Origin of the sequence: Pseudoduganella aquatica, from assembly GCF_020865585.1 — a bacterium.
Classification (GTDB): Bacteria; Pseudomonadota; Gammaproteobacteria; order Burkholderiales; family Burkholderiaceae_D; genus Rugamonas; species Rugamonas aquatica_A.
In genome coordinates this window covers 3,498,325-3,525,150 of record NZ_CP086370.1, presented here as the reverse complement: position 1 = coordinate 3,525,150, position 26,826 = coordinate 3,498,325, and the positions used below count along the sequence as shown (strand labels likewise).

21 protein-coding genes are annotated in these 26,826 nt (G+C 66.5%); 7 read left to right on the top strand and 14 right to left on the bottom strand.

All coding sequences use genetic code 11. The annotated features are described in order from the left end of the window. Positions 1-2: 2 nt before the first annotated feature. The 3 genes from KT882_RS15750 to KT882_RS15740 form a co-directional block, all read right to left on the bottom strand. Positions 3-2,132, bottom strand: coding sequence for a TonB-dependent receptor plug domain-containing protein (locus tag KT882_RS15750; protein WP_228892450.1), 2,130 nt, complete (start codon positions 2,130-2,132; stop codon positions 3-5). A 71-nt stretch (positions 2,133-2,203) separates the two neighbouring features. Beyond that, complete coding sequence (locus KT882_RS15745; protein WP_228892449.1) at positions 2,204-3,805, bottom strand: M56 family metallopeptidase; 1,602 nt, start codon at positions 3,803-3,805, stop codon at positions 2,204-2,206. A 2-nt stretch (positions 3,806-3,807) separates the two neighbouring features. Beyond that, the gene (locus tag KT882_RS15740; protein WP_161075278.1) at positions 3,808-4,182 is read right to left on the bottom strand and encodes a BlaI/MecI/CopY family transcriptional regulator; all 375 of its coding nucleotides are present in this window, start codon (positions 4,180-4,182) and stop codon (positions 3,808-3,810) included. A 187-nt stretch (positions 4,183-4,369) separates the two neighbouring features. Here KT882_RS15740 and KT882_RS15735 point away from each other — a divergent pair, with 187 nt between their 5' ends. Continuing rightward, positions 4,370-4,864: a hemerythrin domain-containing protein gene (locus KT882_RS15735; RefSeq protein ID WP_228892448.1), complete on the top strand. Its 495-nt coding sequence runs from the start codon at positions 4,370-4,372 to the stop codon at positions 4,862-4,864. Positions 4,865-4,897: 33 nt separating this feature from the next. On the opposite strand, the gene KT882_RS15730 is transcribed toward KT882_RS15735, so the two are convergent. Continuing rightward, positions 4,898-5,320 (bottom strand): YbaN family protein, encoded by a 423-nt coding sequence (locus KT882_RS15730; RefSeq protein WP_228892447.1) that lies wholly within the window; start codon positions 5,318-5,320, stop codon positions 4,898-4,900. A 217-nt stretch (positions 5,321-5,537) separates the two neighbouring features. On the opposite strand from KT882_RS15730, the gene KT882_RS15725 reads away from it, so the two are divergent. The 3 genes from KT882_RS15725 (at position 5,538) to KT882_RS15715 (ending at position 12,329) form a co-directional block, all read left to right on the top strand. Beyond that, positions 5,538-6,431: a polysaccharide deacetylase family protein gene (locus KT882_RS15725; RefSeq protein ID WP_228892446.1), complete on the top strand. Its 894-nt coding sequence runs from the start codon at positions 5,538-5,540 to the stop codon at positions 6,429-6,431. 109 nt (positions 6,432-6,540) lie between these two features. Beyond that, a complete protein-coding gene (locus KT882_RS15720) occupies positions 6,541-9,387 on the top strand; it encodes a glycosyl hydrolase 115 family protein (RefSeq protein WP_228892445.1) in 2,847 nt (948 codons plus the stop codon). Continuing rightward, positions 9,384-12,329, top strand: a complete 2,946-nt coding sequence (locus KT882_RS15715; protein ID WP_228892444.1) for a glycoside hydrolase family 2 protein — start codon at positions 9,384-9,386, stop codon at positions 12,327-12,329. Before KT882_RS15720 ends, KT882_RS15715 begins: the two co-directional genes overlap by 4 nt. A 98-nt stretch (positions 12,330-12,427) precedes the next feature. Here the strand turns inward: KT882_RS15715 and KT882_RS15710 are convergent, their stop codons facing one another. Next, positions 12,428-13,132: a GntR family transcriptional regulator gene (locus tag KT882_RS15710; RefSeq protein WP_161075283.1), complete on the bottom strand. Its 705-nt coding sequence runs from the start codon at positions 13,130-13,132 to the stop codon at positions 12,428-12,430. A 53-nt stretch (positions 13,133-13,185) separates the two neighbouring features. Next, entirely contained in the window at positions 13,186-15,483 is a 2,298-nt protein-coding gene (locus KT882_RS15705) for a TonB-dependent receptor domain-containing protein (RefSeq protein ID WP_228892443.1), read from the bottom strand. A gap of 200 nt (positions 15,484-15,683) precedes the next feature. Between KT882_RS15705 and KT882_RS15700 the strand changes: the two genes are divergently transcribed. Further along, entirely contained in the window at positions 15,684-17,078 is a 1,395-nt protein-coding gene (locus KT882_RS15700; protein ID WP_228892442.1) for a hypothetical protein, read from the top strand. 55 nt (positions 17,079-17,133) lie between these two features. Further along, on the top strand, positions 17,134-17,646 hold the full coding sequence (locus tag KT882_RS15695) for a hypothetical protein (RefSeq protein WP_161075286.1): 513 nt from the start codon (positions 17,134-17,136) through the stop codon (positions 17,644-17,646). Between the two features lie 137 nt (positions 17,647-17,783). Here the strand turns inward: KT882_RS15695 and KT882_RS15690 are convergent, their stop codons facing one another. The 3 genes from KT882_RS15690 to KT882_RS15680 form a co-directional block, all read right to left on the bottom strand. Continuing rightward, positions 17,784-19,355, bottom strand: a complete 1,572-nt coding sequence (locus KT882_RS15690) for a methyl-accepting chemotaxis protein (protein WP_228892441.1) — start codon at positions 19,353-19,355, stop codon at positions 17,784-17,786. A gap of 93 nt (positions 19,356-19,448) precedes the next feature. Then, a complete protein-coding gene (locus KT882_RS15685; RefSeq protein WP_161074429.1) occupies positions 19,449-19,862 on the bottom strand; it encodes a hemerythrin domain-containing protein in 414 nt (137 codons plus the stop codon). A gap of 1 nt (position 19,863) precedes the next feature. Next, positions 19,864-21,084: an NnrS family protein gene (locus tag KT882_RS15680; RefSeq protein ID WP_228892440.1), complete on the bottom strand. Its 1,221-nt coding sequence runs from the start codon at positions 21,082-21,084 to the stop codon at positions 19,864-19,866. A gap of 183 nt (positions 21,085-21,267) precedes the next feature. Here KT882_RS15680 and KT882_RS15675 point away from each other — a divergent pair, with 183 nt between their 5' ends. Next, positions 21,268-21,519 (top strand): heavy-metal-associated domain-containing protein, encoded by a 252-nt coding sequence (locus KT882_RS15675; RefSeq protein ID WP_161074431.1) that lies wholly within the window; start codon positions 21,268-21,270, stop codon positions 21,517-21,519. Positions 21,520-21,535: 16 nt separating this feature from the next. On the opposite strand, the gene KT882_RS15670 is transcribed toward KT882_RS15675, so the two are convergent. From KT882_RS15670 to narI, 5 genes are all read right to left on the bottom strand, one after another. Further along, entirely contained in the window at positions 21,536-22,198 is a 663-nt protein-coding gene (locus KT882_RS15670; RefSeq protein ID WP_161074432.1) for a response regulator, read from the bottom strand. 26 nt (positions 22,199-22,224) lie between these two features. Beyond that, positions 22,225-24,219, bottom strand: coding sequence for a type IV pili methyl-accepting chemotaxis transducer N-terminal domain-containing protein (locus KT882_RS15665; RefSeq protein WP_161074433.1), 1,995 nt, complete (start codon positions 24,217-24,219; stop codon positions 22,225-22,227). A gap of 60 nt (positions 24,220-24,279) precedes the next feature. After that, positions 24,280-25,254, bottom strand: coding sequence for a GTP 3',8-cyclase MoaA (moaA, locus tag KT882_RS15660; protein ID WP_161074486.1), 975 nt, complete (start codon positions 25,252-25,254; stop codon positions 24,280-24,282). Positions 25,255-25,364: 110 nt separating this feature from the next. Next, a complete protein-coding gene (locus KT882_RS15655; RefSeq protein ID WP_228892439.1) occupies positions 25,365-26,129 on the bottom strand; it encodes a peptidylprolyl isomerase in 765 nt (254 codons plus the stop codon). Positions 26,130-26,141: 12 nt separating this feature from the next. Continuing rightward, positions 26,142-26,825 (bottom strand): respiratory nitrate reductase subunit gamma, encoded by a 684-nt coding sequence (narI, locus tag KT882_RS15650; RefSeq protein ID WP_161074435.1) that lies wholly within the window; start codon positions 26,823-26,825, stop codon positions 26,142-26,144. Position 26,826 lies beyond the last annotated feature (1 nt).

Here is a 26,826-nt window from a genome sequence, read left to right as displayed (position 1 = left end):
GCTTACCAGTTGCGCTCCAGGCCCACCCGCAGCGTTGGCGACGCTGCGGTGCGGGTCGCCAGCCGCTGCACGCCCTCCGCCACCAATACACTGTCCCAGCCCGTCATATCCCGCCGCAGCAGATTCAGCGCGCCTGCGCGCAGCCGCGTTGCGCCGTCCAGCTGCCACACTGCGTACAGATCCAGCTTGCGCACGCTGCCCGCCGCTGAAGCCTCCGTGGCCGACAACTGCGTGCGCGCGCCGCGCTCGTAGTTAAAGTCCGCGCCCATCTTCAAGGACGGCAAGGCCTGCCAGTCCGCGCCTGCATTCAAGCTGAACGGAGCCTGCCGGTCCAGGCGATTGTCCGGCCCAGGCACGTCAGCCACACGCGACCAGTTGCGCGCCAGGTTGCCCCGCAGCGACCATGCATCCGACAAAGCCGTCTTGGCCTCCAGCGCCACGCCGCGCGCATCCGCCCGTCCCGCATTCGACGGCATCCGTATCCACCGTCCGCCTTCCCTGAACAGCAGGGGCTGGGTGACAGCGTCTATCCTGCGCGCGTAGGCACTGGCGCTGAACAGGCCGTCCTTGCCGAAGTAATGGTCATAGCCCGCGTCCAGTCCCCACGCCAGCTCCGGCCGCAGCCGGGGATTGCCTTGCGTGTCCGGATTCGTGGCGCTGTTATTGTTGTCCGTCGTGTAGCGGCGCGGTATCAGTTCCGCCATCGTGGGCGCCTTGTAGGTACGGGCCAGGCCAAGGCGGAACTGCCGCTGCGCAGACAGCTTGTATAGCGATTGCAGCACAGGACTGAGCACCGGCGAACGCTGTACGATCGCGTCCGCAGGCTGCAGTGCGGACGCTGTGGCAACCGCCGTCTCCAGCGCCTCCCAGCGCACGCCGGCCGACAGCGACCAGCCGCGCCCCAGCTCCCATTCGTCCTGCGCATACAGCGCCACGCGCTTCACCACGCCGCGATGGCGCTCGTCGTAGGCCATGCCGCTTGTGTAGTCCTGCTCCTCGCGGGTTTGCGTGCGGCGCGTGTGTCCGCTGTCCCAGCCGATAGCCAGCGCGTGCCCTCCGCCCAATGGCAGCTGGTACTTGCCGCTGAAGGTGGCGGCCAGCTCGCCGATGTCCGCGTGCACCACCTTCAATGCCGGCGAACGCGCGCTGCCCGCCAGGGTATGGAAATCAAAGTCAGAACTGCGCGGGTTGACGGTGAAGCCCAGCTTCGCCTCCCAGCGCGCGCCCGATTCCAGCGCCCGCTGCCAGCTCAGGTCATTGCGCAGCAAGGCGCCGCGCAGCACCACCATGCGGTCGTGGCTGGGGTATTGGCTGGGCGCACCGGCCAGCACGGTCTCGTGCGCCTCCACCCCCATGCTGCGCTCGTACAGGTTCAGGAAGGACTGCACGCTGACCGTATCATCGCGCCGGTTCCAGCTCACGCGCGGCGCAATGCTGGCCGTACGCGACACGTTGGTGTCCCGCTGCGGACTCACGCGCGACAGCGGCAGCGCGCCGTCGGGCGCAGTCACCGTCTCGTACTCCACGCGCGAGACCGGCGCCGCCGAGCGGTTCGCCGTCGCCGCCACCGTGTAGCTGTAGCCGTCTCCCTTGTCCGATGCCTGCCAGGACACATTCGGCGACAGCTTCGGATACAGTCCGCCAGCCAGCGCGTCCAGCCCCAGCTTGCCCTCCTGCCGGGCGCGCGGCGCGCTCTTGCGCAGGACGATGTTGATAGTTCCCGCAATCGCCTGCGTTCCCAGTTCGGCGGACGCGCTGCGCAGTATCTCGACTTTTTCAATCAGCTCCGGGGCCAGGCTCTCCACGGCAAAGCCCTGCGGCGCGGCCACGCCGTTCAGCAGTATCTGCGTGTAGCCGTTGCCCAGCCCGCGCATGCGGATCTCGCTGCCCTTCCCGCCTCCCGTGCCGATGCTCACGCCGGCAACGCGTTTCAGCACATCGGCCAGCGTGCGGTCTCCCTGGCGCTGCAAGTCCCGCCCGGAAACGATGATGCTGGCCGCAGTCTCCTCGCGGCGCTGGTCCACCTTGGCGCCGGCCACTTCTATCTTCTGCATGTCCTGGGCCGCTGCGGGAAAAGCGAATGCAGCGAAAATAGCGGTGGCGAGCGCATGGGCGCAAATGCGTGGTTTCATGGTTATCCTTAAAAGCTGTGGACGTGCGAAGTCCTGCCGCGCAGGCATGGACTTCGTACAAACGGTGGGAATTAGTTGGCCAGTGCGGCCGAGCGGGCGCGTAGCGCCGAGGGAGACGCGTTGGCGTCCAGATTGGCGATGAGCTGCGCCGGGTCGACATGTTCGCCGCCGCGCAGCACTTCCAGATGCAAGTGCGGCCCGCTCACGCGCCCGGTGGCCCCGGACAACCCTATCGCCTGGCCGGCCGCCACCGTTTCGCCCGCACGCACAGAGCGCCGGTCCAGGTGCGCATACATGGAGCGCAGGCCTTTGCCATGGTCGATCACGATCACCTGGCCGTACTTCGGCTGCCCGTCATACAGCCCGGTCGACTCGACCACCGTGCCGGCGGCAGGCGCCAGGACGGCCGTGCCGCGCTTCGCCGCGAAGTCTATGCCGTGGTGGAAGCTGTCGCTCGAGGGCAGCGGCTTCTTGCGCGCGCCATAAAAACTGCTTACCCGCGCCGATTCCAGCGGCGCGCGCCATTGCGGCAGGCCAGCATCGCCAGGCTGCGCGCCGCTGCGCTGCGCAAGCGTGGAAGGCACATCGCCTGCCCGCCATGCAAATGCGGGCTGCAGCAGCACGCTTGCGGCCAGCAGCGCCACCGTGCCGGCGCCGAGCAAGGCCTTGCCCGCAATACCCAGCGCGCCGGCCCCGCCATCCCGAATCAGCTTGATGCGGTCGCCCAGCGCAGCCATCCCGGTTCCGCCGAATGCAGGCGTCGCATAAGCGCCGGACATCATCGCCCGCTGCAATTTCAGCTGCGCCACCAGCGCTGCCGCGTAGCTCTGCCGCTGCTGAGTAGGGCGGCCTGCCAGCACCTGCTGGTCGCAAGCCAGTTCCAGCGCCCAGTTCATCTTGATGCGCATCGAGCGCATCACGGGATTGAACCAGAACAGGGTCTCGAGCAGCAGGCTGGCGTGCAGCCATACGTGGTCGCGGCGGCGCCAGTGCGTCAGCTCGTGCGCCACGATCAGCTGCTGTTGCTGCGCATCGAACTGCGCCAGATGGCTGGGCAGCAGCAAGCGCGGCGCCACCAGGCCGACCAGCATGGGCGACACCGGCACCGGCGTCTCCATGACCGGCGGCCCGCGATAAGGCGACACGCCGTCAAACCCGGCATGCGCCCGCAAGGCCGCGCCGCTGATACGGTCGGCCGTGCGCAGCAGCGCCCGCAGCGCGCGCTGCGCCTGGACCCAGCGGGCAAGCGCATACAGCAGGCCGGCAGCGTAACAAGCCAGCCAGGCCAGCGACACGAGCGGCAGCCAGCGCGGCACGGCAGCCACCTCCTCGCGTGCTGTGCCCAACGCGCGCGCGGCGCCAGCTGAGCCCTTTGCGCCGGAAGCTCCGGCCTGCTCCGCATCATCCCCGCCACCGTCCAGCGCATCCCATACTGAAGCGCCATGCTCCGGCTCCGCCAGCACAATCGCCGGAAGCACGCTGATCTGCTCGCTGCGCGGCAGCAGCGCCAGCATGAACGACAGCGCAACCACCAGCTGCGCCAATAGCCAGACCGCGCGTTGCGCCGCGATCTCCGGCCACACCCGCTCCGCCAGCTTCAGCAGCACCCAGGCCAGCGCACCCGCCACCACGCAGCTTGCACTCGCCAATAAAAACAGGGAAACAGCCTGCATGCTCACTCCTTCTCGGCGGGCCAGTCCTGCAGCAGCTGGTCCAGCGCGGCCAGCTCCTGCTGATCCACCAGCTTGCTGCCGGTGAACATATTGACGGGCAGCGGCGCATCCATCTCCATCACGCGCTTGCCGAAGTCATGGGCGAAAGCGGCCAGCGTGGCCACCTTCTCCAGTGCCGCCGTGTACACGTTCACGCCATGCACGGACTGCTGCGCCACCATCTGCTTCTCCAGCATCCGGTCCAGCGTCTTGCGAGTGGACGAGTACGACCACTCCAGCTCATCCACCACCCGCTCATGGATCTCGCGCGCGCTCAGCGGCTGCTCCTTCCATAAACACTTCAACAAACTCAATTCCGTTACCGATGGCGTAGACATGGCGTCCCCTCTGTGACTAGAGACGCCATCATACGACAACTGTCGCACGGCCACAATGCTTTTATGCGACAACTGTCGCACCGGGCGTGCGGATACGGCACTTGGGTGAAGTGGCGCACCGAGCCGCAGCGTCTGCTGCCTCAAACTAGCCCTGTTTTAATTCACTCACCAGCCTGAGGAGGCCAGTATGCGTACCGATAAATCCCCAACCAAAGCCACTCCCAAACGTATCCCCACCGAACCCGGCGCCAGCGACGCCATCAGCCTGCTGGTGGAAGACCACGAACACGTGAAAGACATGTTCGAGCAGTTTGAAAGCATGACCGACCGCGCCGTGGTCGGCAAAAAGAAACTGGCCGACGAGATCTGCGCCGAGCTGACCAAGCACACCACCGTGGAGGAGGAAATCTTCTACCCGGCCGTGCGCGGCGCCGGCAAGGAGTTTGCGGACATGATAGACGAGGCCGTCGTTGAACACGCCTCCGCCAAGCAGCTGATCGCCGAGATCGAAGCCATGAACCCAGGCGACGACCTGTACGACGCGAAAGTGAAAGTACTGTCCGAGCTGATCGAACACCACGTGCGGGAAGAAGAAGACGAGCTGTTCCCCAAAGTGCGCAAAACCAAGCTGGACCTGGTGGCCCTGGGCGAACAGATGGCCGAGCGCAAAGCAGAGCTTTAAGCTATCCGCAGCGGCGGCGCGGCATTGCGTGACTTACGCAACCCGCCGCGCCGTCGGCAGCCGCAGCAGGTAGACCGTCACGCCGCAGGCAATCAGGAACAGCATCACCTTCAGCCCGATATAGGGCACGCGGTACATCGAATACGCCATCGAAGGCCACATCATCCCCAGCGCCAGCACCTTGCCGCGCAAGGGTATCCCCCGGCCGTCCTCAAAATCCGACAAATAGCGCCCCAGCGCGCCGTGGTTGCGCAGCCATTGATGCAGCCGCTCCGAACTGCGCGCAAAGCATGCCGACGCCAGCAGCAGGAACGGCGTGGTCGGCAGCAAGGGCAAAAACGCCCCCACCACAGCAAGCGCGAGGAAGATGCAGCCGAGGGCGATAAGGATGAGCTTCATGGTGGACGCAGTATAAACCAGCCCATCCATACCCTGCCCATCACGCATGCTGTTCATTGCAGTATTTTCTATGCGATACTCGCCAGCGCTCCAACAGGCAAACTCAACAACAAGTGCAAAACAATAATTTCGCAGAATTCACGTGAAGATAGCTTTCGAGTGCCCAGTTTGCCATTCTTTCGGCGGCGACCGTGGCAAGAACATCCCCGGGTTCCTGGGCGTTTGCCAGCATTTACGTGCTGGCGCGTCCGCTCTGGTTCAAATAAGGCTCGCCATGCTCAATTGCCGCCAACTGGCGCTGTGCGCCCTGCTGCTGCCGGCCCTGGCTGCGGCGCAGTCCTTCGACATTGCCATTACCGTGGACGACATGCCGGTGCACGGCCAGCTGCCGCGCGGCATGAGCTGGCTGGGCATTGCGGAAACCCATCTGAAAGTGTTCAAGGCCAACGGCGTGCCGGAGGCCTTCGGCTTTGTCAACGCCGGCAAGATCGCCGCCACGGCCGACGGCGAAGCGGTGCTCGACGCCTGGCGCGCCGCCGGCTACCCGCTGGGCAACCACACCTACAGCCATATGAATCTGTCGCGCGCGCCCACGCTGGACGCCTGGTACGCCGATGTGGTGGCCGGCGAGCCGCCCGTCGCGGCGCGCATGGCGGGTGCGGACTGGCGCTATCTGCGCTTTCCCAACCTGAGCACGGGCGGCGAGCGCCAGCAGGACGCGCTGGCCTATCTGCACGCACGCGGCTACAAGGTCGCCGACGTCAGCCTGGCCTTCAGCGACTGGGTCTACACGGACGCCTACGCCCGCTGCGTGGCCAAGGAAGACACGGCCGCCATCGCGGCCATGAAAACCGAGTACCTGGCCAATGTGGACAGCGCCATCGTCCGCATGAAAAACCAGTCGCAGCGCGTGTACGGCCGCGTGATTCCGCAAGTGCTGCTGACGCACCTGGGCGGCTGGAGCGCCGTCATGCTGCCGGACGTGATGTCGCGGCTGAATGCGGCCGGCGCCCGCTATGTCACGCTGGCGCAGGCCCAGTCCGACCCGGCCTACGGCCTGCCCGGCGGCGGTTCGGTCATTTCCCGCACCGCCAGCCAGAAGGGCATTCGCCTGCCGGACAGCAAACCGGCCGCGCCGCCGCTGGAAGTCGACAAGCTGTGCCGCTGATGGCCGCTGCGCTGGCGCGGGTGAAATAGTCATCCGCGTGAGCAGACGGGGCGGTTTTCCCGCCCATCTGCCATGCTAATATTTCAGTGCCCCATTTTCCGGCCCTGCCATGCTGACACTGAAATCCCTGCGATCCCCTTTCCTGGCCTGCGCCATGCTGAGCACACTGCTGGGCGCGCAGCCTGCCCACGCCGCGAGCGTGCGGCTGGCCGGGCCGGAAGGCGTGGCCGGCGTGCTGGCCGAGAGCAGCGCCACCATGGCCCTGGCTGCGGACCTGCTGCGGCGGGACGTGCAATCCGTCAGCGGCCAGGCGCCCCGGCGCGTGTCCACGCTGGACGAATGCCCGCGCGTGTGCGTGGTGATCGGCCGCCATGACAGCCCGCTGCTGCGCCAGCTCGCGCAGCGCGAGCACCTGGACTTCTCCTCGCTGGCCGGCCAGTGGGAACGCTATATCCGCGTCAGCCAGCCATCGCAAGGCAAGCCTGGCGTGCAGCTGCTCGTCATCGCCGGTTCGGACACGCGCGGCGCCGTGTATGGCGCGGTGGACCTGTCCCGTGAAATCGGCGTATCGGCCTGGGAATGGTGGGCGGACGCCCGCCCCGCCACGCGCAGCGCCGTCGATGTGCGCGCCGAACGCATCGCCTCCGAACGGCCCTCGGTGCAGTATCGCGGCATATTCCTGAACGACGAGGACTGGGGCTTGCAGCCCTGGGCCGCCAGGACCTACGACAGCAGCGGCGACATCGGTCCTGCCACGTATGCGCGCATCTTCGAACTGATGTGGCGCCTGAAGGCCAATATCATCTGGCCCGCCATGCACGACTCCACCAAGCCCTTCTACCAGATGGCGGGCAATGCGCAGATGGCGAACGACTACGCCATCGTGGTGGGCACCTCGCACGCCGAGCCCATGATGCGCAACAACGTGCGCGAATGGAAAAAGAGCGACGGCGCCTTCAACTTCTTCACCAACCGCGACGCGCTGGCGCGCTACTGGCAGCAGCGCGTGGATGAAGTCAAAGGATACGAGAACTTCTACTCCATGGGCATCCGTGGCGTGCACGACTCGGCCATGGAAGGGGCCTCCACGCTGGACGAGGCGCGCGACGGCGTGTCCAGCGTGATCGCCATGCAGCGCGCCATGCTCGCCAAGTCGCAAGGACGTCCCCTGCCCCAGATTCCGCAAGCGCTCACCGTGTACAAGGAAGTGCTGGACATCTATAACAGCGGCCTGCAGGTGCCGGACGACATCACGCTGATCTGGCCGGACGATAACTACGGCTATCTGCACCAGCTCAGCACCGCCAGGGAAGCGGGCCGCAGCGGCGGCGCGGGCCTGTACTACCACATCTCCTACTGGGGCCGGCCGCATGACTACCTGTGGCTGGGCACCACCCACCCCGGCCTGATACGGGACCAGCTGCAGCGCGCCATCAGCACCGGCGTGGAGAAGATCTGGGTGGTCAACGTGGGCGACATCAAGCCCGGTGAATACCTCACGCAGTACTTCCTGGACCTGGCTTTCGACAAGCGCCTGCTGGAGCACGGTACGAACGAGCATCTGCAAGCTTGGCTGGCGGCGCAGTTCGGCGCTGCGCAGGCGCCTGGCATCGCGTCCGTCATGCAGGAGTACTACGACCTGGCTTGGGAGCGGCGGCCCGAATTCATGGGCTTCAGCCAGACCGAGCCCACCACACCCACGCGGCAGAGCGACTACATGCAGTCCGGCGGCGAAGAGGCCGAGCAGCGGCTGGTGCGCTACCAGTCACTGGTGCTGCGCGCCCAGGCCCTGGGCGCCGCCCTCCCCGCCGCCAGCCAGGACGCCTATTTCCAGCTGGTTCTCTATCCGGTGCGCTCCAGCGCCAACCTCAATGCGCGCATCCTCAAGCTGGACCTGGCGGCGCAATATGCGCGCATGGGCCGTCCGGCGGCGCAGCTTTACGCACAGCAGGCGCAAGCCGCGCAGGCCGCCATCGTGGCCGACACGGCGCGCTACAACGCGCTTGGCGGCGGAAAGTGGCGCGGCATGATGGACGCCGCACCGCGCCGCCTGCCAGTGTTCGCCGCACCATCCTTCCCATCTTATAGCAGCGCGGGCCGCAGCGGCTGCGCACTGGCCTATCCAACACCGCTGTCGGCGCAAGGCGGCTCGCTGGCCTTCACGCGCGGCAGGCCGGAGACCAAAACCATCACGCTGGTCCAGTATGGCGCGCAGCAGCAGGCGTGGTCCGCCGCGTCCGTTCCGGCGGGCTTGCGCCTGTCTGCGGACAAGGGCACGCTCAACGAGGCCAACGGCTACGAACAGCGCATCGACGTAAGCTATGACGGGGCCAAAGACAGTGCCAAGACACCGCTGCGCTTCGCCTGCGGCAGCGAGCAGCTGCAAGCCAAATTGCAGATGGCGCCGGGGGCGGAAGACGGCGTGCCGACCGAGCATGAGCGCATCATCACCATTTCGGCTGCGGCGGGCAAAGCGGCAGGCATGGCGGCGGCTTCCGCATCTGGCTGGTCCGTAGTCGACCTGGGCAGCTTCGGCGCCAGCATGCGCTCCAGCTTCGCCCTGCCCTCGCGCGACCCGGCGCAAGCTGCGGCAGCGCCCTCGCTGGACTACCGCTTCCACAGCCATAGCGCCGGCGCGGCGCAACTGAAGATCATCGCGGTGCCTGTGCATCCGCTCACGTCCGCCAACAAGCTGCGCATCGCAGTCAGCCTGGACGGCCAGGCGCCCGTCGCGCTGGACTTTGCCACCCAAGGCCGCAGCGACGAATGGAAGAACAACGTGCTGAGCAACACCGCCGTGCGCACCATACAGCTGCCCGCGCTCCCGCCCGGACCGCACACGCTGAAGGTCCACGCGCTGGACCCCGGCTTTATCCTGGACCGCATCGAGATCTCCTTCGACGGCGCGCCAAAATACTATTCCCGCCCTCACCAATCAACAACAGGATCACGATGAACCTCCGCCTCATTCCGCTCGCCCTGATCGCCGCAGGCCTGATGCAGCCGGCGCACGCAGAACGCCAGTCCTACAACTTCAACCCGAACTGGAAACTGGCGGTGGCGGATCCTGCGGACGCCGCGCAGCGCGCCTTTGACGACAGCGCCTGGAAGGCCGTCACGCTGCCGCGCGCCTGGAACGAGGACGACGCGTTCAGCAAGGACATCGTGGACCTCACCACCGGCGTGGCCTGGTACCGCAAGCACTTCACCCTGCCCGCCACTGCTGCTGGCCAGAAGGTGTTCATTGAATTCGAGGGCGCGCGCCAGGCAGCCGAGGTGTACGTCAACGGCAAGCGCATCGGCCTGCACGAGAACGGAATCAACGCCTTCGGTTTCGACATCACCGCAGCCCTGCAGCCGGGGGACAACGTGGTGGCTGTCCGCACCGACAACAGCTGGGACTACCGCGAAAAAGCCACCAACCAGCGCTACCAGTGGTCCGACAAGAACTTCAACGCCAACTACGGCGGCCTGCCCAAGAACGTGCGCCTGCACGTGACGGACAAGCTGTACCAGACCTTGCCGCTGTATTCCACGCTGGGCACCACCGGCGTCTACGTCTACGCGCGCGAGTTCGACATTCCGGGCCGCCGCGCCACCATCGCCGCCGAATCCGAAGTGCGCAACGAGTATCCGGACGCGCGCACCTTCACCTATGAGGTCCAGGTCAAGGACCGCGAAGGCAAACAGGTGGCGCAGTTCTCCTCCCCGGCGCAGACCGTGGCGGCGGGCGCCACGGCCGTGGTCAAGGCCAGCGCGCCGGTGCAAGGGCTAAACTTCTGGAGCTGGGGCTACGGCTATCTGTACGACGTGGTCACCACGCTGAAGGTGGACGGCAAGGCGGTGGACAGCGTGACCACGCGTACCGGCTTCCGCAAAACCGAATTCGCCAACGGCATGGTCAAGCTGAACGACCGCGTAATCCAGATGAAGGGCTATGCGCAGCGCACCTCCAACGAGTGGCCCGCCGTGGGCATGTCCGTACCGGCCTGGCTGAGCGACTACAGCAACGGCCTGGCCGTGGAAAGCAACGCCAACCTGGTGCGCTGGATGCACATCACGCCGTGGAAGCAGGACGTGGAGTCGCTGGACCGCGTGGGCATGATGCAGGCCATGCCGGCCGGCGACTCGGAAGCCGACGTGACCGGCCGCCGCTGGGAGCAGCGCATCGACGCCATGCGCGACGCCATCATCTATAACCGAAACAGCCCGTCCATCGTGTTCTACGAGAGCGGCAACCGTGGCGTAAGCGAAGCGCACATGCTGGAAATGAAGGCGCTGCGCGACCAGTTCGACCCGCACGGCGGCCGCGCGTCCGGCAGCCGCGAAATGCTGAGCACCAAGCTGCAGCAGGTGGCCGAGTACGGCGGCGAAATGCTGTACATAAACAAGAGCGCGCGCATTCCGATGTGGGCCATGGAGTACTCGCGCGACGAAGGCGCCCGCATTTACTGGGACGAGTACACCGCGCCCTTCCACAAAAATGGCGACGGCCCGCCGCACAAGGGCCAGCCCGCGCCCACCTACAACCACAACCAGGACTCGCACGCCATCGAGAACGTGAAGCGCTGGTATGACTACTGGGAGCAGCGTCCGGGCACCGGTACGCGCGTGTCCAGCGGCGGCGTGAACATCATTTTCTCGGACTCGAACACCCACCATCGCGGCGCCAACAACTACCGCCGCAGCGGCGAGGTGGACGCCATGCGCATACCGAAGGACGGCTTCTACGCCCACCAGGTGATGTGGGACGGCTGGGTGGACGTGGAACGTCCGCGCGCCCACATCATCGGCCACTGGAACTATGCGCCGGGCACGGTCAAGACCGTGAGCGTGGTGTCCAGCGCGGAGCGCGTGGAGCTGTTCCTGAACGGGAAAAAGGTAGGCCAGGGACGGCAGAGCGAACGCTTCCTGTTCACCTTCGACGACGTGGCCTTCCAGCCGGGTGAGCTGAAAGCAGTGGGCTACGACGCCAAGGGCAAGGCCATCTGCATCTCGGTGCTGGCCACCGCCGGCGCACCGGCCAAGCTGCGCCTGACGTCCATCGCATCGCCCAAGGGCTTGCAGGCCGACGGCGCCGACCTGGCGCTGGTGCAGGTGGAGGTCGTGGACGCGAAGGGCCGCCGCAATCCGGTGGCGCTGAACAAGGTGGAGTTCGAGCTGCAAGGGCCGGCCGAATGGCGCGGCGGGATTGCGCAGGGACCGGACAACTATGTGCTGTCGCGCGCGCTGCCGGTTGAGGGCGGTGTGAACCGCGTGCTGCTGCGCACCGGCACGCAGGCGGGCAAGATCATCCTGCGCGCCAAGTCGGAGGGACTGGCTTCGGCGGAGCTGACGCTGGTGTCCAAGCCGGTGGCGGTCAAGGACGGTTTGTCGGCGCAGTTCCCGGCGGACGGCTTGCCGCTGCATTTGCAGCGCGGCGCGACGCCGGCCACGCCGTCGTTCAAGGTGTCGCGCGTGGCGGTGCCGGTGGCTTCGATTGAGGCGGCCAGCAATGCGGCGGACGCGGGCTTTACGGTGGATGACGATGAAACCACCAAGTGGTCCAGCAAGCCGGGCGAAGGGGTGATTACCTTCAAGCTGGCGCGCACGGCCAAGCTGAGTTCCGTGGTGCTGAAGCTGGCGGGCTGGCGCGAACGCAGCTATCCGCTGCAGATCCAGGTCGACGGCAAGCAGGTTTACGACGGCATGACGCCGAAGGGGCTGGGGTATGTCACCTTGCCGCTGGCAGGGACCGCAGGGCAGACCGTGCGCATTGCGCTGAACGGCATGGCCGATGAGACCAATGCCATCAAGCTGACCGAAGTGGCCAACCAGGCGATTGCCGACACTGGCGCGAACCAGACGCCAAAGGGCGTGCTGTCCATCGTCGAGGCGGAGTTCTACGAGTTGCCGTAAAGCGGCGGGTTACGCGCAAAAGCGCTAACCCGCCCTACGCGCCACCGCAGCACCGTGAATACCGTAGGGCGGGTTAGCGTAGAGTAACCCGCCAAAGCTCAAGCTATCGGCGGCATAAAACTCGGATACTTGAGCTTGAGCTGATCAAGCTCGGATAGCGTGCCGGAGAGGTGCTGGCGCACGCAGCCCTGCGCCGCCGCCGGGTCGCCTGCGCCGATGGCGCGGGCGATGGCGCTGTGTTCTTCCAATATCGATTGCGCCTTGCCGTTGAGCGGCAGGTGCAGGCGCCGCAGGCGGTCCAGATTGCCGCTGCCGCTGCGCATCGTGTGCCACAATTGCTCGAGCTGCGCGGCCTGGTAGAGCTGCTGGTGGAAAGCCAGGTCGATCTGGGTGAAGTTCTTCAGGTCGCCCGCTTCCAGGCAGGCGCGCTGGCGCTCCACCAGTTGCAGCAGGGTCTGCGCCAGCGCAGGCTCCGGCTTCTGCGACAGCGTACGCACAATTTCCAGTTCAACCGATAAACGCAGGAACTGCGCTTGCCGCGCGGACGCCAGGTCCACGCTGCGCACGCGCGTAACGTGCTGGGGGAAAATGTCCACCAATCCTTCGTCGCCCAGGCGCGTCAACGCGTCGCGGATGGGCGTGGCGGACAGGTTGAAGTAGCGCGTGAGGTCGTTACGCGGCAGTACGGCGCCCGGTTCGAGCGCCAGCGTGACGATCAGTTCGCGCAAATGCTCGAATACCTGCACCGTGGCGTTGCGGGACCGGTCCAGCTGGAAGGTCCCCGGGATAACTGCTGTTTCCATAGTGCCGCGCATGCTGATCTAAAGCTAAGATATTAGCATGGCAGCACATGGATTTAGAAGCCCGGGCCAGGACCCGGACCGTCGCCGCGTTGGCCGCCCGGCCCCTGGCCCGGACGCGGTCCCTGGAACTGCTCGCCCCTGCCCTCGCCTGCGCTCGATGCGCCGCCGATGCGGTACGACAGGCCGATGTAGAACACGCGGCTGTCGAAGCGGCGCGACGTGGTTTCCTTCAGCAGCGGCGTGTCGATCACGGTCGCCATCTTGGCCGAGGCCAGCGCGTCGGTCATATTCATCACCAGGCTCAGCTGCGGCGTCAGCGCGTGGCGCACGCTGAGATTCAGCATGTGGCTGGGCTCGCGGTAGCCCTGGCCGGTCAGTGTCTTGCCCTGCATTTGCAGCATGGCTTGCAGCTGGGTGGCGCTGTCGTACTGGTAGTTCAAACGCGCGCGGCCGCTCAGCGAGCTGGCGTTGCGGGTGATGTCCGCGCCGCTCAGGTCGCGCGAGGTCAGTTCGCTGCGCGCCAGGTTGCCGCTGGTGTTCAGGGTCAGCGTCGGCGTCAGCTTGCCGCTGACGGTGAACTCCAGGCCGCTCGAATGGCTGGCGCCGCCGTTTTCGCGCGTGGTCAGCAGCACGTTGTTGCCGATGTAGCTGCTGCGCTCAATGATGGTGTCCGATTCGTCGCGGAAATAGGCGCGCAGATTGGTTTCCAGCGTGCCGAACTTGGTTTCGTAGCCCACTTCGAAGGAGTCGGTCTTGGCCGGTTTCAGCATGGGGTTGCCGGACGAGACGTTGAACTCGTCGCGGTACACCACGTAGGGGTTCAGGTCGTTCGGCATCGGGCGGCGGATGCGGTGCGCGTAGCTGAAGCGCATATTGGCCGTCTCGTTCACCTTGTAGGTGGCGAAGAAGCTGGGGATGTAGCTGGTGTAGCTGTTCTTCGCCGAGATGCTGCTGGTGATCTGGTCGATATCCATCTCGGTGTGCTCGACCCGCATGCCGGCCAGCGCGCCCCAGTTGTCGTTCAGGCGCATCTGGTAGGAGCCGTACAGCGCCAGCGTGGTCTCGTCCAGGTTGAAGCGGTTGGTGCGCGCCGGATTGATGGTTTCGGCCAGCGTGGCGGGGTTGATGTCGGCATACAGCACGTCGAAGCTGCTCTTGGTTTCGGCCACCTTGTAGCCCAGCTTGGCCGAGCCGCCGCCGATATTGCGTTCATAGTCGCCGGTGAAATCGACAATGCGGGTGCCGGTGTCGCTGGACTGGCGGCTGCGCTCCGCCGGCGCGTTGATTGGACGGACGGTGTAGACATTGCTGTAGGCGCTGTCGTTGTCGTTGTCCGTGTGGGACACGCGCAAGTCCGTCTTCATGCTCTCGCCCGGCGCTTCACCCTTATGGTCCCAGCGCGCGCCCCAGCTGTAGCTCTTGGTGTCGCCCTCGCGCTGCGTGCTGCGCAGGTAGTCGCTGATGGTGGCGGCCCCGGCCGCGGTCGCATAGTGCTCGCTGACTTTCTGGTCGTTGCCGCGCGCGGTGTAATTGGCGCTCGCGGTCAGTGTGTCCTTGGCGCCGAGGTTGTAGCTGACGGTGCCGTTCAGGCCCACCGAATCGTTCAGGCCGTGCTGCACGCTGTCCTGGGTGCTGTGCTCGACCAGGCCGGTGAGCGGATTGGTGCGGTCGCGCACGGTATCGCCCACCGAGTTGCGGCCGTCGTGGCGCACGTTGATGCCGCCCTGGTAGCCCCACGCGCCCTCGTTGTAGCTGCCGGACACGGCGCTGTTATAGCGTCCGTCCTTGCCGGCGTTGGCGTTGACGGTGGCGAAGCCGCCCGGCTTGCGGTTGCGGCGCATCACCAGGTTCAGGATGGGGCCGCCGCCGCCCTCGTTGCCGAACTGCGCGCCGGGATTGTTGATGACCTCCACCGATTCGATATCGTCCGCCGCCATGGCGTTCAGCGTGGCGGCGCGGTTATCGCCCTGCATCATGGCGGACGGCTTGCCGTCGACCAGGATCTGCACGTTGCTGCTGCCGCGCAGCGTGACGGCGCCGTCCGGATCCACCGCCACGGACGGCACGTTGTTCAGCGCGTCCGCCGCCGTGCCGTTGGAGCTGCCGACGTCGGATTTCACGTCGTACACCTGGCGGTCGATGCGGTTGGTGGGGCGTTCGCCCGCCACCGTCACCGACGGCACCGGCACACCGGTCTCGGTCGACTTTTCGACGGGCTTGGGCTCTTTTTTGAGCGGGGCGCCCTTCACCACCACTTCCGGCGCGGCGGCTTGGGTTTGCGCGAAGGCGGCGCCGTCAACGTACATCACGGCGGTGCTGGCAACGCAGCAGGTCAGCAGAATTTTTTGCATTGGACAAGGCCTTTATAGGATGGTCGCATTCTATCCGCCTGCCACTTGCAAGACTATTGTCATTACGCAATTTTACATAGCCTAAACTTTACAGAAACATTTGCCGTTAAAGCAGCATGACTTCCATCTCCACGCTCTCAAATTGGCAGCCGGTCACCCCGCGCGCGCCGGCTTCCCCCCCCAAAGCCGCTACCCCGGCAATGGACTGGGCCTCCCCCTCCACCGTCGTTAAGCTGAGTTCGGCCGGCCTTGCCGCAGCCAGGCAAAGCGAAGCGGAGGAAATCACCCTGCCGCCCACCACCGCCATGCGCTTCAAGGACCTGGGCGCCGACATGCTGGGCCAGTTCAAGGCTGGCGCGGTCATCCCTGTCGAGCAGGCGGCCCTGCCCGAGACGGTGGACAACAAATTCAGCCTCAGCATCACCACCCGCAGCGGCGTAAAGGTGGACCTCACGCTGGCCAGCCTGGACGACGGCATGGCCTTGCAGGTGAGCGCCAGCGGCGAGCTGAACGACGACGAACGCAACGCGCTGTCCGGCCTGGCGGCGGGCTTCCAGGCCGCCATCGACGGCATGGCGCTGGACGACCCGCAGATACGCCTGGGTGGGCTAGCCGGCTTCGACAGCAAATTCCTGCAGTCGGTGGACTTCCACGCCGCCGTCAAGCAGAGCACCCTGCCCCCAAGCACGCAAACGCTGGACTTCCATGCGGACGGCACGCAGCGCAAGGTAAGCATAGGCGGCGCGGCCGGCAAGGCCGAGGTCAGCATCGACACCAGCAAGCTGGAGAGCCTGGGCACCAGGGAGCAGCAGAACAAGGCCATCAGCAGCTATCTGAAGGAATTCGACCAGGCCACCGCGCGCGGCCACGGCGACGCCAAGGTGATGACCATGTTCAAGGACGCTTTCTCGGACATGAGCCGCACTTCCACCCGCGAGGCGGAACAGGACCGTGGCCTTTCCCTGCCGGGCAAGTGGACGCTGGCGGCCGAAGACCACGCCGCGCTGACGGGGCTGGCCGACTTCAGCGCCTCCGTCACCCAGGCGCCGGCATGGAGCAATCCGCTTCGGCTGGGCGAGAAGGACAGCTTCAGCTACGAAGTGTCGCAGAACACCCGCACCGAAGGCGAACGCCGCGACGACCGCACCATCGCGCAGAGCCAGCAGTCGCACCTGAGCGCCCAGTTCCACGAGCCGCTGAAAAAAGGCGGCGCGCTGAAACTCGACACCACGCCACAATCGCAGAACTACGAGTACCACCTGATCGACGACACCGCCAGCAGCAATGTCGAGTTGGGCTACAAGGACGGCAAGCTGGTCAAGGCCAGCCTGCTGCAGACCGCCAGCCAGTCCGAACAGGTGCTGAAATTCATGATGGGCAAGCTCGCTTCGGACAAGACCACGCCCACCAGCCACACGCTGGCGCGCGACCTGATGGACTCGCTGGCCCTGTACCAGTCCGGCGCCCCCGCCCGAAGCGCGGACGAGACCAGCGAGGCGCGCGACGAGCGCCGCAAGCAGAGCCTGTCCGCGCTGAGCGGCAATATGTTCCTGCTCGCCACCCCCAGCGAACTGGCCGCCCGCGACAGCCTTTGACTGGCCTCAACCGCCAACCGTGGCGTGATTGACAGTGGCAGGCCGCAGGCCGATCATGCTTTTTATGAGCGCTGCCACTGACAAGGACTACATCGACGCCACGGTCCAGGCCGCCACGGCCAGGATGGAGAATGACGCCCAAAAAACGAACACCGAGCTGATTGTCACCTTGAAAGACTATCAAACCGAGTTCAGGCAGGCCAATGCCAAATTGACAGCCACATTAAGCGAATATCAAGCCGAGTTCAGGCAAGCAAACGCAGCGAATCACGCCCGTATGGACAGCATTGAACTGGCATTGAAATCCGGCCTTAAAAACATTGAGCAGGAAAACGCCATTCGAATTGCCCAATTCGAGGCCAATCTCCAGCGCGCACTGAGCGAAACGATCAAATGGGTCGCCGGCACCGTCATTGCAGGCGTGGCGGTCTCGACTTCGGTGACCGCGTTTTTGATCAGCAACTCTGGGCAGAAGTCGGCACCATTGCAGCCGATCGTCATCTACGCCGCGCCGGCCGCGGTCCCTGCCGCAGCGCCGCCTCCGGCCATCAGCGGCGCGCCCAAGTAAGGCGCTATTCTTTCAGCACCATGTCGATGCACATCACCGCCGACAGGTTTTGGGCGAAAACTGCGTGCATGGACATCCTCGTGCTTGTAGGAATACGCATTCTCGCCGATTTGCATGTGAGCAATGTTCACACAATGTCACAGCACCAGCGTCCGGCGCGGCACGAGCTGGAATGACTCCACCAGCTGCGCCAGCGCCCCGGCCTGGCCGCGCATATTCTCGGCCGCGCAAGCGGCTTGCTCAACCAGCGCGGCGTTCTGCTGCGTGGTGGCGTCGATCAGGCTGATGGCGTGGTTGAGCTGGTCGATGCCGGCGCGCTGCTCCTGGCTGGCGGTGCTGATGTCGGCCATCAAGGTCGCGGCCTGCTGCACCGAGTCCACCAGCGCCGACATGGTCCGCCCCGCGCCATCCGCCAGGCGGCTGCCGGTGGCGGCCTGTTCGACCGCGCCGCCGATCAGCGCCTTGATTTCCCGGGCCGCCGCCGCCGAACGCTGCGCCAGCTGCCGCACTTCGGACGCCACCACCGCGAAACCGCGCCCCTGCTCGCCCGCCCGCGCCGCCTCCACCGCCGCATTGAGCGCCAGGATATTGGTCTGGAAAGTGATGCCATCGATCACGCCGATAATGTCCGCAATCCGCCGCGAACCGGCTTCAATGGCGGCCATGGTCGCCACCACCTCCTGCACGGCGTAGCCGCCTGCCTGCGCGGTGCCGGCCGCCGCGTCCACCAGGCGGTGCGCCTCGTGTGCGTTGTCCGCATTCTGGCGCACCGTGGCGGCCAGCTCGGACATGGAAGATGCGGTCTCGCCCAGCGCGCCGGCCTGCGCCTCGGTGCGCCCGGACAGGTCCGCGTTGCCCCGGGCAATCTCCTCCGCGCCGCTGTTGACCACGCTGGTCACCTCCTTGATCTGGCCAACAAGCAGCTTGATATTGGTCTGCAGCACGCGCAAGCCTTCCGACACCGCCGCCACCTCGCCGCTGCCGCGCGCGTCGATACGCGCGCTCAGGTCGCCTGCGCTCATGTGCGCGATCGCATCCTGCATGGCGCGCAGCCGCTGTGCCAGCATGCGGTGCAGCAGCACGGCGCCCGCGCCGCTCAGCCCAACCGACAGCGCACCAAACAGCGCACAGCCAGCGGCACTGCCGGCATAGGACGCGCCCACGGCCAGCGCCGCCGGCAGCGCGCCGGCGGCGGCCATGGCGCCCAGGCGCGCGCCGACCGGCAAGTCCAGCCGCCGCCCCAGCGCAGCGAGCAAGCGCTGCGGCACGACGGCGCCATCGCGCACCCCCAGCCGCGAACCGCCGGTGCGGATGGCGCTGTAGGCTGCGTCCGCCGCTTCCACCTTGGCGCGCGCGGGCTTGACCCGTATGGACGTGTAGCCCACCACCCGGCCCCCTTCGATCAGGGGCGCGGCGTTCGCCTCCACCCAGTAGAAATCGCCGTTCTTGCAGCGGTTCTTCACCAGCCCGGTCCAGGCCTTGCCGGCACGGATGGTGCGCCACAGATCCGCAAACGCTTCCTTCGGCATGTCCGGATGCCGCACGATGCTCTGCGGCGCCCCCAGCAGCTCCTCGGCGGTAAAGCCGCTGATCTTGCAAAAGTCCAGGTTCACATAAGTGATATTGCCCCGCAAATCGGTCTTGGAGACGATCGTCTCGTCATCGCGCAAAACGTACTCGCGGCTGCCGCCAGGCTGAAGGTTACGCATACGATTCCTCATCAAAAAAGCAACGGAATTATCTGCGCGACAATAACAATTGTGAAGCCTCGATGAGTCTTTACTTAACCTGGATCAAGAAATTCACAAAAACAGTTTGCCCTGGGCGCTGCCCGCTCCATGCAGCGCCACGGCCAGCGCCATATCCGAGGTTTCCAGATGCCAGTGGAACCAGGCCGGCAGTTCGTCCAGCGCCGTGCGGCAGACGGCCTCGTCGCCGTGCAGCAAAGAACGCAGCCAGTGCAGCAGCGCATCGTGCTGCGCCGCGTGCTGATTGCGCGCCTTGCACTCGAGCACGCCCATCAAGCCCTCCTCCAACGCGAAGTCCGCTGCGAAGTCCTCGATCAGTTCGGCCAGGCCCGCCATCATCTTCGGACCGGAACGCTCTTGCAGCAGCGCCACCTGCTCCAGCAGCACATCGTGCACCTCCGCAAACAGGGCGATATCGGACGGCGCGTCGTCCGCCGTCTTGTCCAGCGTGGCGTGAGCGCGTCCCATGTCAGCCCTCCTTGCCGTCGATGCGGGCGCCCGCCAGATACGGCGCGTACACCAGCGCATACACGGCGAAAGCGGTGCTCCAGCCGGCCGCGCTCAGCAGCACCAGGGCGGCATGCAGCGGCCCCGCCCACGCAGCGTCCAGCAAGGCCGCCGCCACGCGAGCCAGCGCGCCCAGCTGGATCAGCACGAAGATCGCGCTTTCCGCCCGCCCCGCCTTGAGCATGCGGCCGGTATGGCCCAGCGTGGTGCGCGTCATCATGCCCAGGATCAGGCCCGCCATCGAGCCCACCGCCAGCGCGTGGAAAGCCGCGCCGGGCGCCGCCATGCCCAGCGCGGACAGGGCCAGCAGCAGCATGCCCACGCCTATCCAGGCGTAGGACAGATGCAGTATCCACAGCAGCGGCAAGCGCAGCGTGCGCTGCGGCTGCCAGCGCCATAGCCGCAACAGCGCCAGGACGCCTGCGGCGGCGGCCAGCGGCGCCAGCAGCCAGGCCGGGGCGCCCACCGTCCACGCCAGCGCGCTGGCCGCCAGCAGCGCGATCGACACCTGGTCGGTTCGCACATGGCTGGCAGGCGCGCTGCCCGGCGCGCCGTTGCGGGTGAACATGGGAATGACGCGGGTGCCGATGGCCGATTCCATCACCACGATCACCAGGATGGCCGCTTGCACCGATGCCGCCGGCGCCAGCGCCAGCCAGCCCAGCACTGCGGCGTGGTAGCAGGCATTGGCCGCAGCCAGCAGGCCCAGCAAGCCAACCAGGAAATAGTTGCGGCGGTTGCCGGCCCGGCGCATCACGCTGAACAGCGGCCAGGCTGCCACCGGCAGGAACAGCGTGTCCACCAGCGCCGCAAGCGCGGGCGGGGCCAGCAGCATGGCCGCCCTGCCCGCCAGCCACAGGCCCAGCAGCGCAGCCAGCCTGCCGCCGACCGGGGTCCACAGCCCGGTCCAGTTGCGGCCCGCCGTGTACAGGAAGCCGACGATGACGGCGCTGGCCATACCGAACACCATCTCATGCATATGCCAGGACAGCCCCACGTTGGCGGCGAGGGAGCCGTCCAGCCAGCCATACAGCCGGGCTACCCACAGTGGCACAGCCAGCGCGGCGAACAGCGCGGCGGCCAGGTAGAAGGGCCGGAAGCCCAGCCGCCACAAGGGATGGCTGCTGAAGTGGCCGGCGCTGTGCAGCGCTGCGGCAGGCTCGTCGATATGTAGCAGGCTCATGATTCTCGTGCTCCGTAAAACTTCATTTTCTGCCCGGGCGCAACGCTTGTGAAGCGCGGCGAAGGGCAAAGATGATCCATGTTAAGGAATGCGGAAATAAGGCTGCGACGCACACTTTTCTCATCGACCGCAGGCCGCGCTTGGCTTACGCTGGCGGCACTTATCGACATCGGGAGAACGAAAATGGAAAACGCAGTATTGCGCATCAACGGCATGAACGGCGAGGCTTGCGCCGACAAGGTGGCCAATGTCCTGGCCGGCATCGGCGGCGTGAGCGACGTGCGCGTCTCGCTGCTCAACAGCCTGGCCAGCGTACGGTACGACGCGGACAAAGCCACGCCGGCCTCGCTGGCCGGCAGCCTGGCCCAGGCGGGCTATCCGGCCGAACCGGCGGGTACCGGCGGCGGTTGCTGCGGGGGCTGCTGCGGCGGTTGAGTCCGCCCCCGCCCGCTCAGCGTTCGGACAGGCGGTGCTCCACCGCATACACGGCCGCTTGCACGCGGCTGTTCAGCTTGAGCTTCTTCAGCACGTTCTGCACGTGGATCTTCACCGTGCTTTCCGACAGCTCGAGCGAACGCGCGATCAGCTTGTTGCTCTCGCCGCGCGCCAGGCCGGCAATGATGTCGCGCTCGCGCGGCGTGAGCTTGTCCAGCTCCGACGCGGCCGGGGTGGCCGGCGCGCCGTGCAGCTGGGCCACCAGCTTGGCCGTCATCGCCTCCGCCACCACGGTCTGGCCATCGGCCGCGCGCCGTATCGCCCGCGTGAGCGCTTCGGTATCGATATTTTTCAGCAGATAGCCGGACGCGCCGGCCCGCAGCGCCACCGACAGGTCGGTCGCGTCCTCGGACACGGTGAGCATGACGATGGCGCTGTCCGGGCAGTCCTGCTGCATCAGCTGCAAGGTTTCCACGCCCGACATGCCGGGCATGTTCAGGTCCAGCAGCACCACCTGGGGCTGCAGCTGTTGGGCGCGCTTGATGCCCTCCACGCCGTCCGCCGCCTCGCCCACCACGACGAATTCCGGGTGCCGCTGCAGCAGGGACTTCACGCCGCTGCGGAACAGCGTGTGGTCGTCCACCAGCAGCACGGTGATCGGTTTATCGGCAGTTTGCATATCAAGACCTCTCTACAAAATTGGTTTCAGGCGGCGCGGCGCAGCGCCCGCGGCAGATGCAGCTCGACGCGGGTGCCCTCACCAGGGCGCGACTGCACGCTGAGCTGCGCGCCGATGCGCTGCGCCCGCTCGCGCATGATGTGGATGCCCACATGGCCTTCGCCGCGCGCGGGCAGCTCGTCCAGCACGAAGCCGGCCCCGTTGTCCTCGATGCTGAGGATGAAATCCTGGCGGTCGCTCAGGCTCACCTTCACCTTGCTGGCGCCCGCGTGCTTGCGCACATTGGACAGCGCCTCTTGCACGATGAACAGCAGTTGCAGCTGCTGCTCGCGCGGCAGCGGCGCGCCGTCGCTGTCGGCCGCCAGTTCCACCGGTATGCCGGTCTGGCGGCGGAATTTGTCCACCGTTTCCTGCAGCGAGGTGGCGATGCTCCCCTCCGGCAGCCGGGCGCGGAAGTTGTGCAGCAGCTCGCGCACGTCCTGATAGCTCTCCTCGACGCCCGCGCGCAGCGCCGGCACGATGGCGGCCGCCTCCTCCTGCTCGCCGGCGCGCAGCGACTGCTCCAGCATCTGCACCTGCAGGTGCAGGAAGTTCAGCCCCTGGGCGATGCTGTCATGCAGGCCCTGCGCCACCAGGTTGCGCTCTTCGGATATGGCCATCTCGCGTTCGCGCCCGGCCAGGCGGCGGTTCTCGATGGCGGTGCCGAGCAGCTGGCCCAGGGTGTCGAGCAAGGCGCGGCGACCTTCATCGATGACGGTGGGCTCGCGGAAATGCAGATTGAAAAAGCCCAGGTGCTGCTGCTGCGCGTAGATGTGGAACACGGACACGGTGGCGTAGCCTTCGCGGTGGCAGCGCAGCGACAGCGCCGGGTCGATGCGGCGCATGTCATGCACCACGGCCACCTTGCGCTCCACGGCGTCGCCGCACAGGCAGTCGCCCACCTTGATGCAGCGCTCGTCCTCCACCAGCTCGGGGGAAATGCCCTGGTGCACCAGCAGGTGCAGGTTGCCGCGCAGCGGGTCCAGCATGCGCACGGTGCCGCCGTCGGCGCCGAAATAGCTGATCAGGCGCTGCAGGAAACCTTCGCACAAGGCTTCGGCGGGCTGGGGCTGCTGCAGGAAGGCGGCACTGTCGTACAGCAGCGCCAGTTCGCGGTTCTGTCCCTCCAGCGCGGCGGTCTTGGTGCTGACCAGCTCGTTCAGCCCGCCGTACACGTGCTGCAGGCGGTCGGCCATCTGGTTGAAGCCGTTCGTGAGCTGGCCCAGTTCGTCCTGGCTGTCCACCGGCAGGCGCACCTCGAAGTCGCGCTCACGCATGCGCTCCATGCCGGCCTGCAAGCGCGTGACCGGCGTGACGATCATATTGAAGAACAGGTAGATGATGCTGACCGTGCCCACCATGGCCAGCGCCAGCAGCATCAGCTGAGAGCCGCGCAGCCAGAAGGTGCGCTCCTCGCTGTCGTGTTCGATCTGCTGCACCAGGGCGTCGGCGGCCGCCACGAAGCGGGCCGTTCGGCCTTCCAGCATGCGCGCGTCGGTGGCGCTCAGGCTTTGCTGGCGCAGCAGCGTGCCGGCCAGCGGCGCCAGTTCCTCGCGCCATTGGCGCTCCACCAGCTCGAAATTGCCACGGATGGCGGCGGCGGGCGGCAGGAACAGCGGGCGGCGCGGGTCGCCGTGGCGCAGCTGGGTCAGGGTGTCACTGATGAGTCCGGCTTGCAAACGCACTTCCTCGCGCGCGGCCGCCACGTCCGGCCGGGCCGGCATATTGGTCAGCAACATGCCCATACGGTAACTGTGCATGCGCAGGCTGCCCGTCACATTGATGGCGGCGGCGCTGCCCTCGAGCTGCCAGGACAGCAGCAGCGTGGCGCCTATCACCACCAGCGCCACGGCCAGGAAACTCAGCAGCACGCCGACGATGCGCGTCGACAGGCGCTGCCACGCCGCGAACAGGGGCGCGTGGCGCGGCGGGGCCGCCGCTTCCGCGGTGGCCAAAGTGCCTGCTCCCAAATCTGCTGCCATGCCGTTCCCCTTGTTGCGCCCTGCGAGCTTGCATGAAGTATACACGGCAGCGCTTGCTTGCTAGCCCCCGGTTTGCGACATGAAGCGGATGATCTTTTCCGGCTGGCGGCCGAAATCGTGCTGTTCCGGCTTCAGTTCGATGGCGGCGCGGATCGCCTGCTCCAGTTGGGCATCGCTGGCGCCGCCGCGCAGCAGGGGCCGCAGCTCGAATTTCTCCTCCTGCCCCAGGCACAGGTACAAAGTGCCGTCCACCGACAGCCGCACCCGGTTGCAGGTGGCGCAGAAGTGCTGCGACAGCGGCGTGATAAAGCCGATGCTGACCGCGCCGTCCGGCGTGCACAGGTAGCGCGCCGGTCCGCCGCCCAGTTCCAGCGCCTGCGGCCGCAGCCCGAAGCGCAGCTGCAGGCGGCGCTGCACCGGCGCCAGGTCCATGAAACTGCTGTCCTGCCCGGTGGCGCCCATGGGCATGACTTCGATCAGCCGCAGCATGAAGCGCTGCGCGATGCAGAATTCCACCATGGCATCGATCTGGCTGTCGTTCACGCCGCGCATGGCCACCATATTGATCTTGATCGGGTCGAAGCCCGCCTCCCTGGCGGCGGCCAGGCCTTCCAGGATGGACGGCAGGCTGTCGCGCCCGGTGATGCTGCACATGGCCTCGCGGTCCAGCGCATCCAGGCTCACGTTCAGGCGGGTTACGCCGGCCGCGCGCAGCGCCAGCGCGTGGCGCGCCAGCCGGGTGGCGTTGGTCGACAGCGACAAATCCGCCACGCCGGGCAAGGCGGCCAGGCTGGCCGCCAGCTGCGGCAGGCCGCGCCGCGTCAGCGGTTCGCCGCCGGTCAGGCGCACGCGGCGCGTGCCCAGGCGCGCAAAGGCGCCCACCACCCGACCGATTTCCTCGAAACTGAGCCAGTCCGGCGGCGGTTCGAAGCCTTTGAAATCCTTGGGCATGCAATACGTGCAACGCAAATCGCAGCGATCCGTCACCGACACCCGCAGGTAGTCGATGCTACGGCCAAACCGGTCGCTTAACATCGTCATGCTCCTTCACTCTCAATAAGGCCGATTGTAGCGGCGCGGCCGGCCCTTGCCATTGCCCATGAAGGACTAGGCGGACTAGGCCGAAATGACTAGTCCGCCCGCGTTCACTGCACCAGCGGCGAGTCCGCCCCTTCCAGTTCCACGCCTTCGATGGCGGCGCGGCCGGCCAGTATGCGCAGATACTGGTGCAGCGCGCGCTGCCAGGCCTGGCGGCCCAGCTCGTCCGCTATCTGCGCCGCCACCGCCTCGTAAGGCACCAGGTGGCCCGGATCGCTGCGCAGCGCCTGCACGATATGCAGGCCGAAGCGCGTTTCAAGCAGGCGCCCGGCCAGCTCGCCCGGCTGCAGGCGGAACAGCAGCGCCTCGAATTCCGGCACGCACTGACCCTTTTGCAGCTGGCCCAGGCTGCCGCCCACCGCGCCCGAGGGGCAGTTGGAATAGCTGCGCGCCAGTTCCTCGAAGCGCTCCGGTCTTTCCTGCAGCTCGGCCAGCAGCAGCTCGGCGGTCTGGCGCAGCAGCTCCAGCGGCGCCGCCGGCGTCACCTGGAACAGGATGTGGCGCGCTTCCACCATGGCGCCGGTGCGGTAGCGTTCCAGCCGGCCCTGGTAGTAGCGGCGGCACGCTTCGTCGTTGACCGGCGGCACGCGCAGCTCCAGCTCGAACAGCGCCTCGATCACGTCGTCCTCGCTGACGGCCTGGCCCTCCAGCCCGGCGCCCACGCCCAGCCGCGCCGCCTCCTGCAGCAGCAGCTGGCGCAGCACCACCTCATGCACCGCCTGCTTGAGCGGATTGGCGGCCTGCTGGTGGTGTGGCAGCTCGCTGGCGATCTGCGCATCCGTAATGTCGATACCGTTGACGGCTATACCCATGATGTCTCTCCTTTAGCGCGAACGCACCAGCTGGAAGGCGCGGTTCAGATAGCCGAGCGCGCCGAAGCCGCTCCACACATGCACCAGGCGGGTGAAGGGGAAGATGACGAACAGCGACATGCCCATGAACAGGTGCAGCTTGAACACCAGCGGCGCGTCCACGATGAAGCTGGCGGCGTCGCCGCGGAAGGTCACCACGTGCTGCGCCCAGCTCATCAGCAGCACCATCATGTGGCCGTCCAGATGCGAGGCCGAGGCGAAGATGGAGCTCAGGCCCAGCAGCAAGGTGGCCAGCAGCCACAGCAGCACGACCTTGTCCTTCAGGCTGGTGCCGTGGCGCACGCGGTCGTTGCTGAAACGGCGCGCCAGCAGCATCAGCAGGCCGACCAGGCACAGCGAACCCATCAGGCCGCCGGCCGCCATCGCCACCAGCTGCTTGGCGCCGTGGCTCACACCCAGCGCGTCCCATACCCACACCGGCGTCAGCAGGCCGGCCGCGTGGCCGCCCAGCAGGCCGATCACGCCCAGGTGGAACAGCGGGCTGCCCCAGCGCAGCAGGCCCGTGTGCAGCACCTGGCTGGACTCGGAACGCCAGCTGTACTGCTCGCGGTCGAAGCGTATCAGGCTGCCCAGCAGGAACACCGCCAGCGCGATATAGGGGTAGATCCCGAACAGAAATTGATGCAGATAATTCATG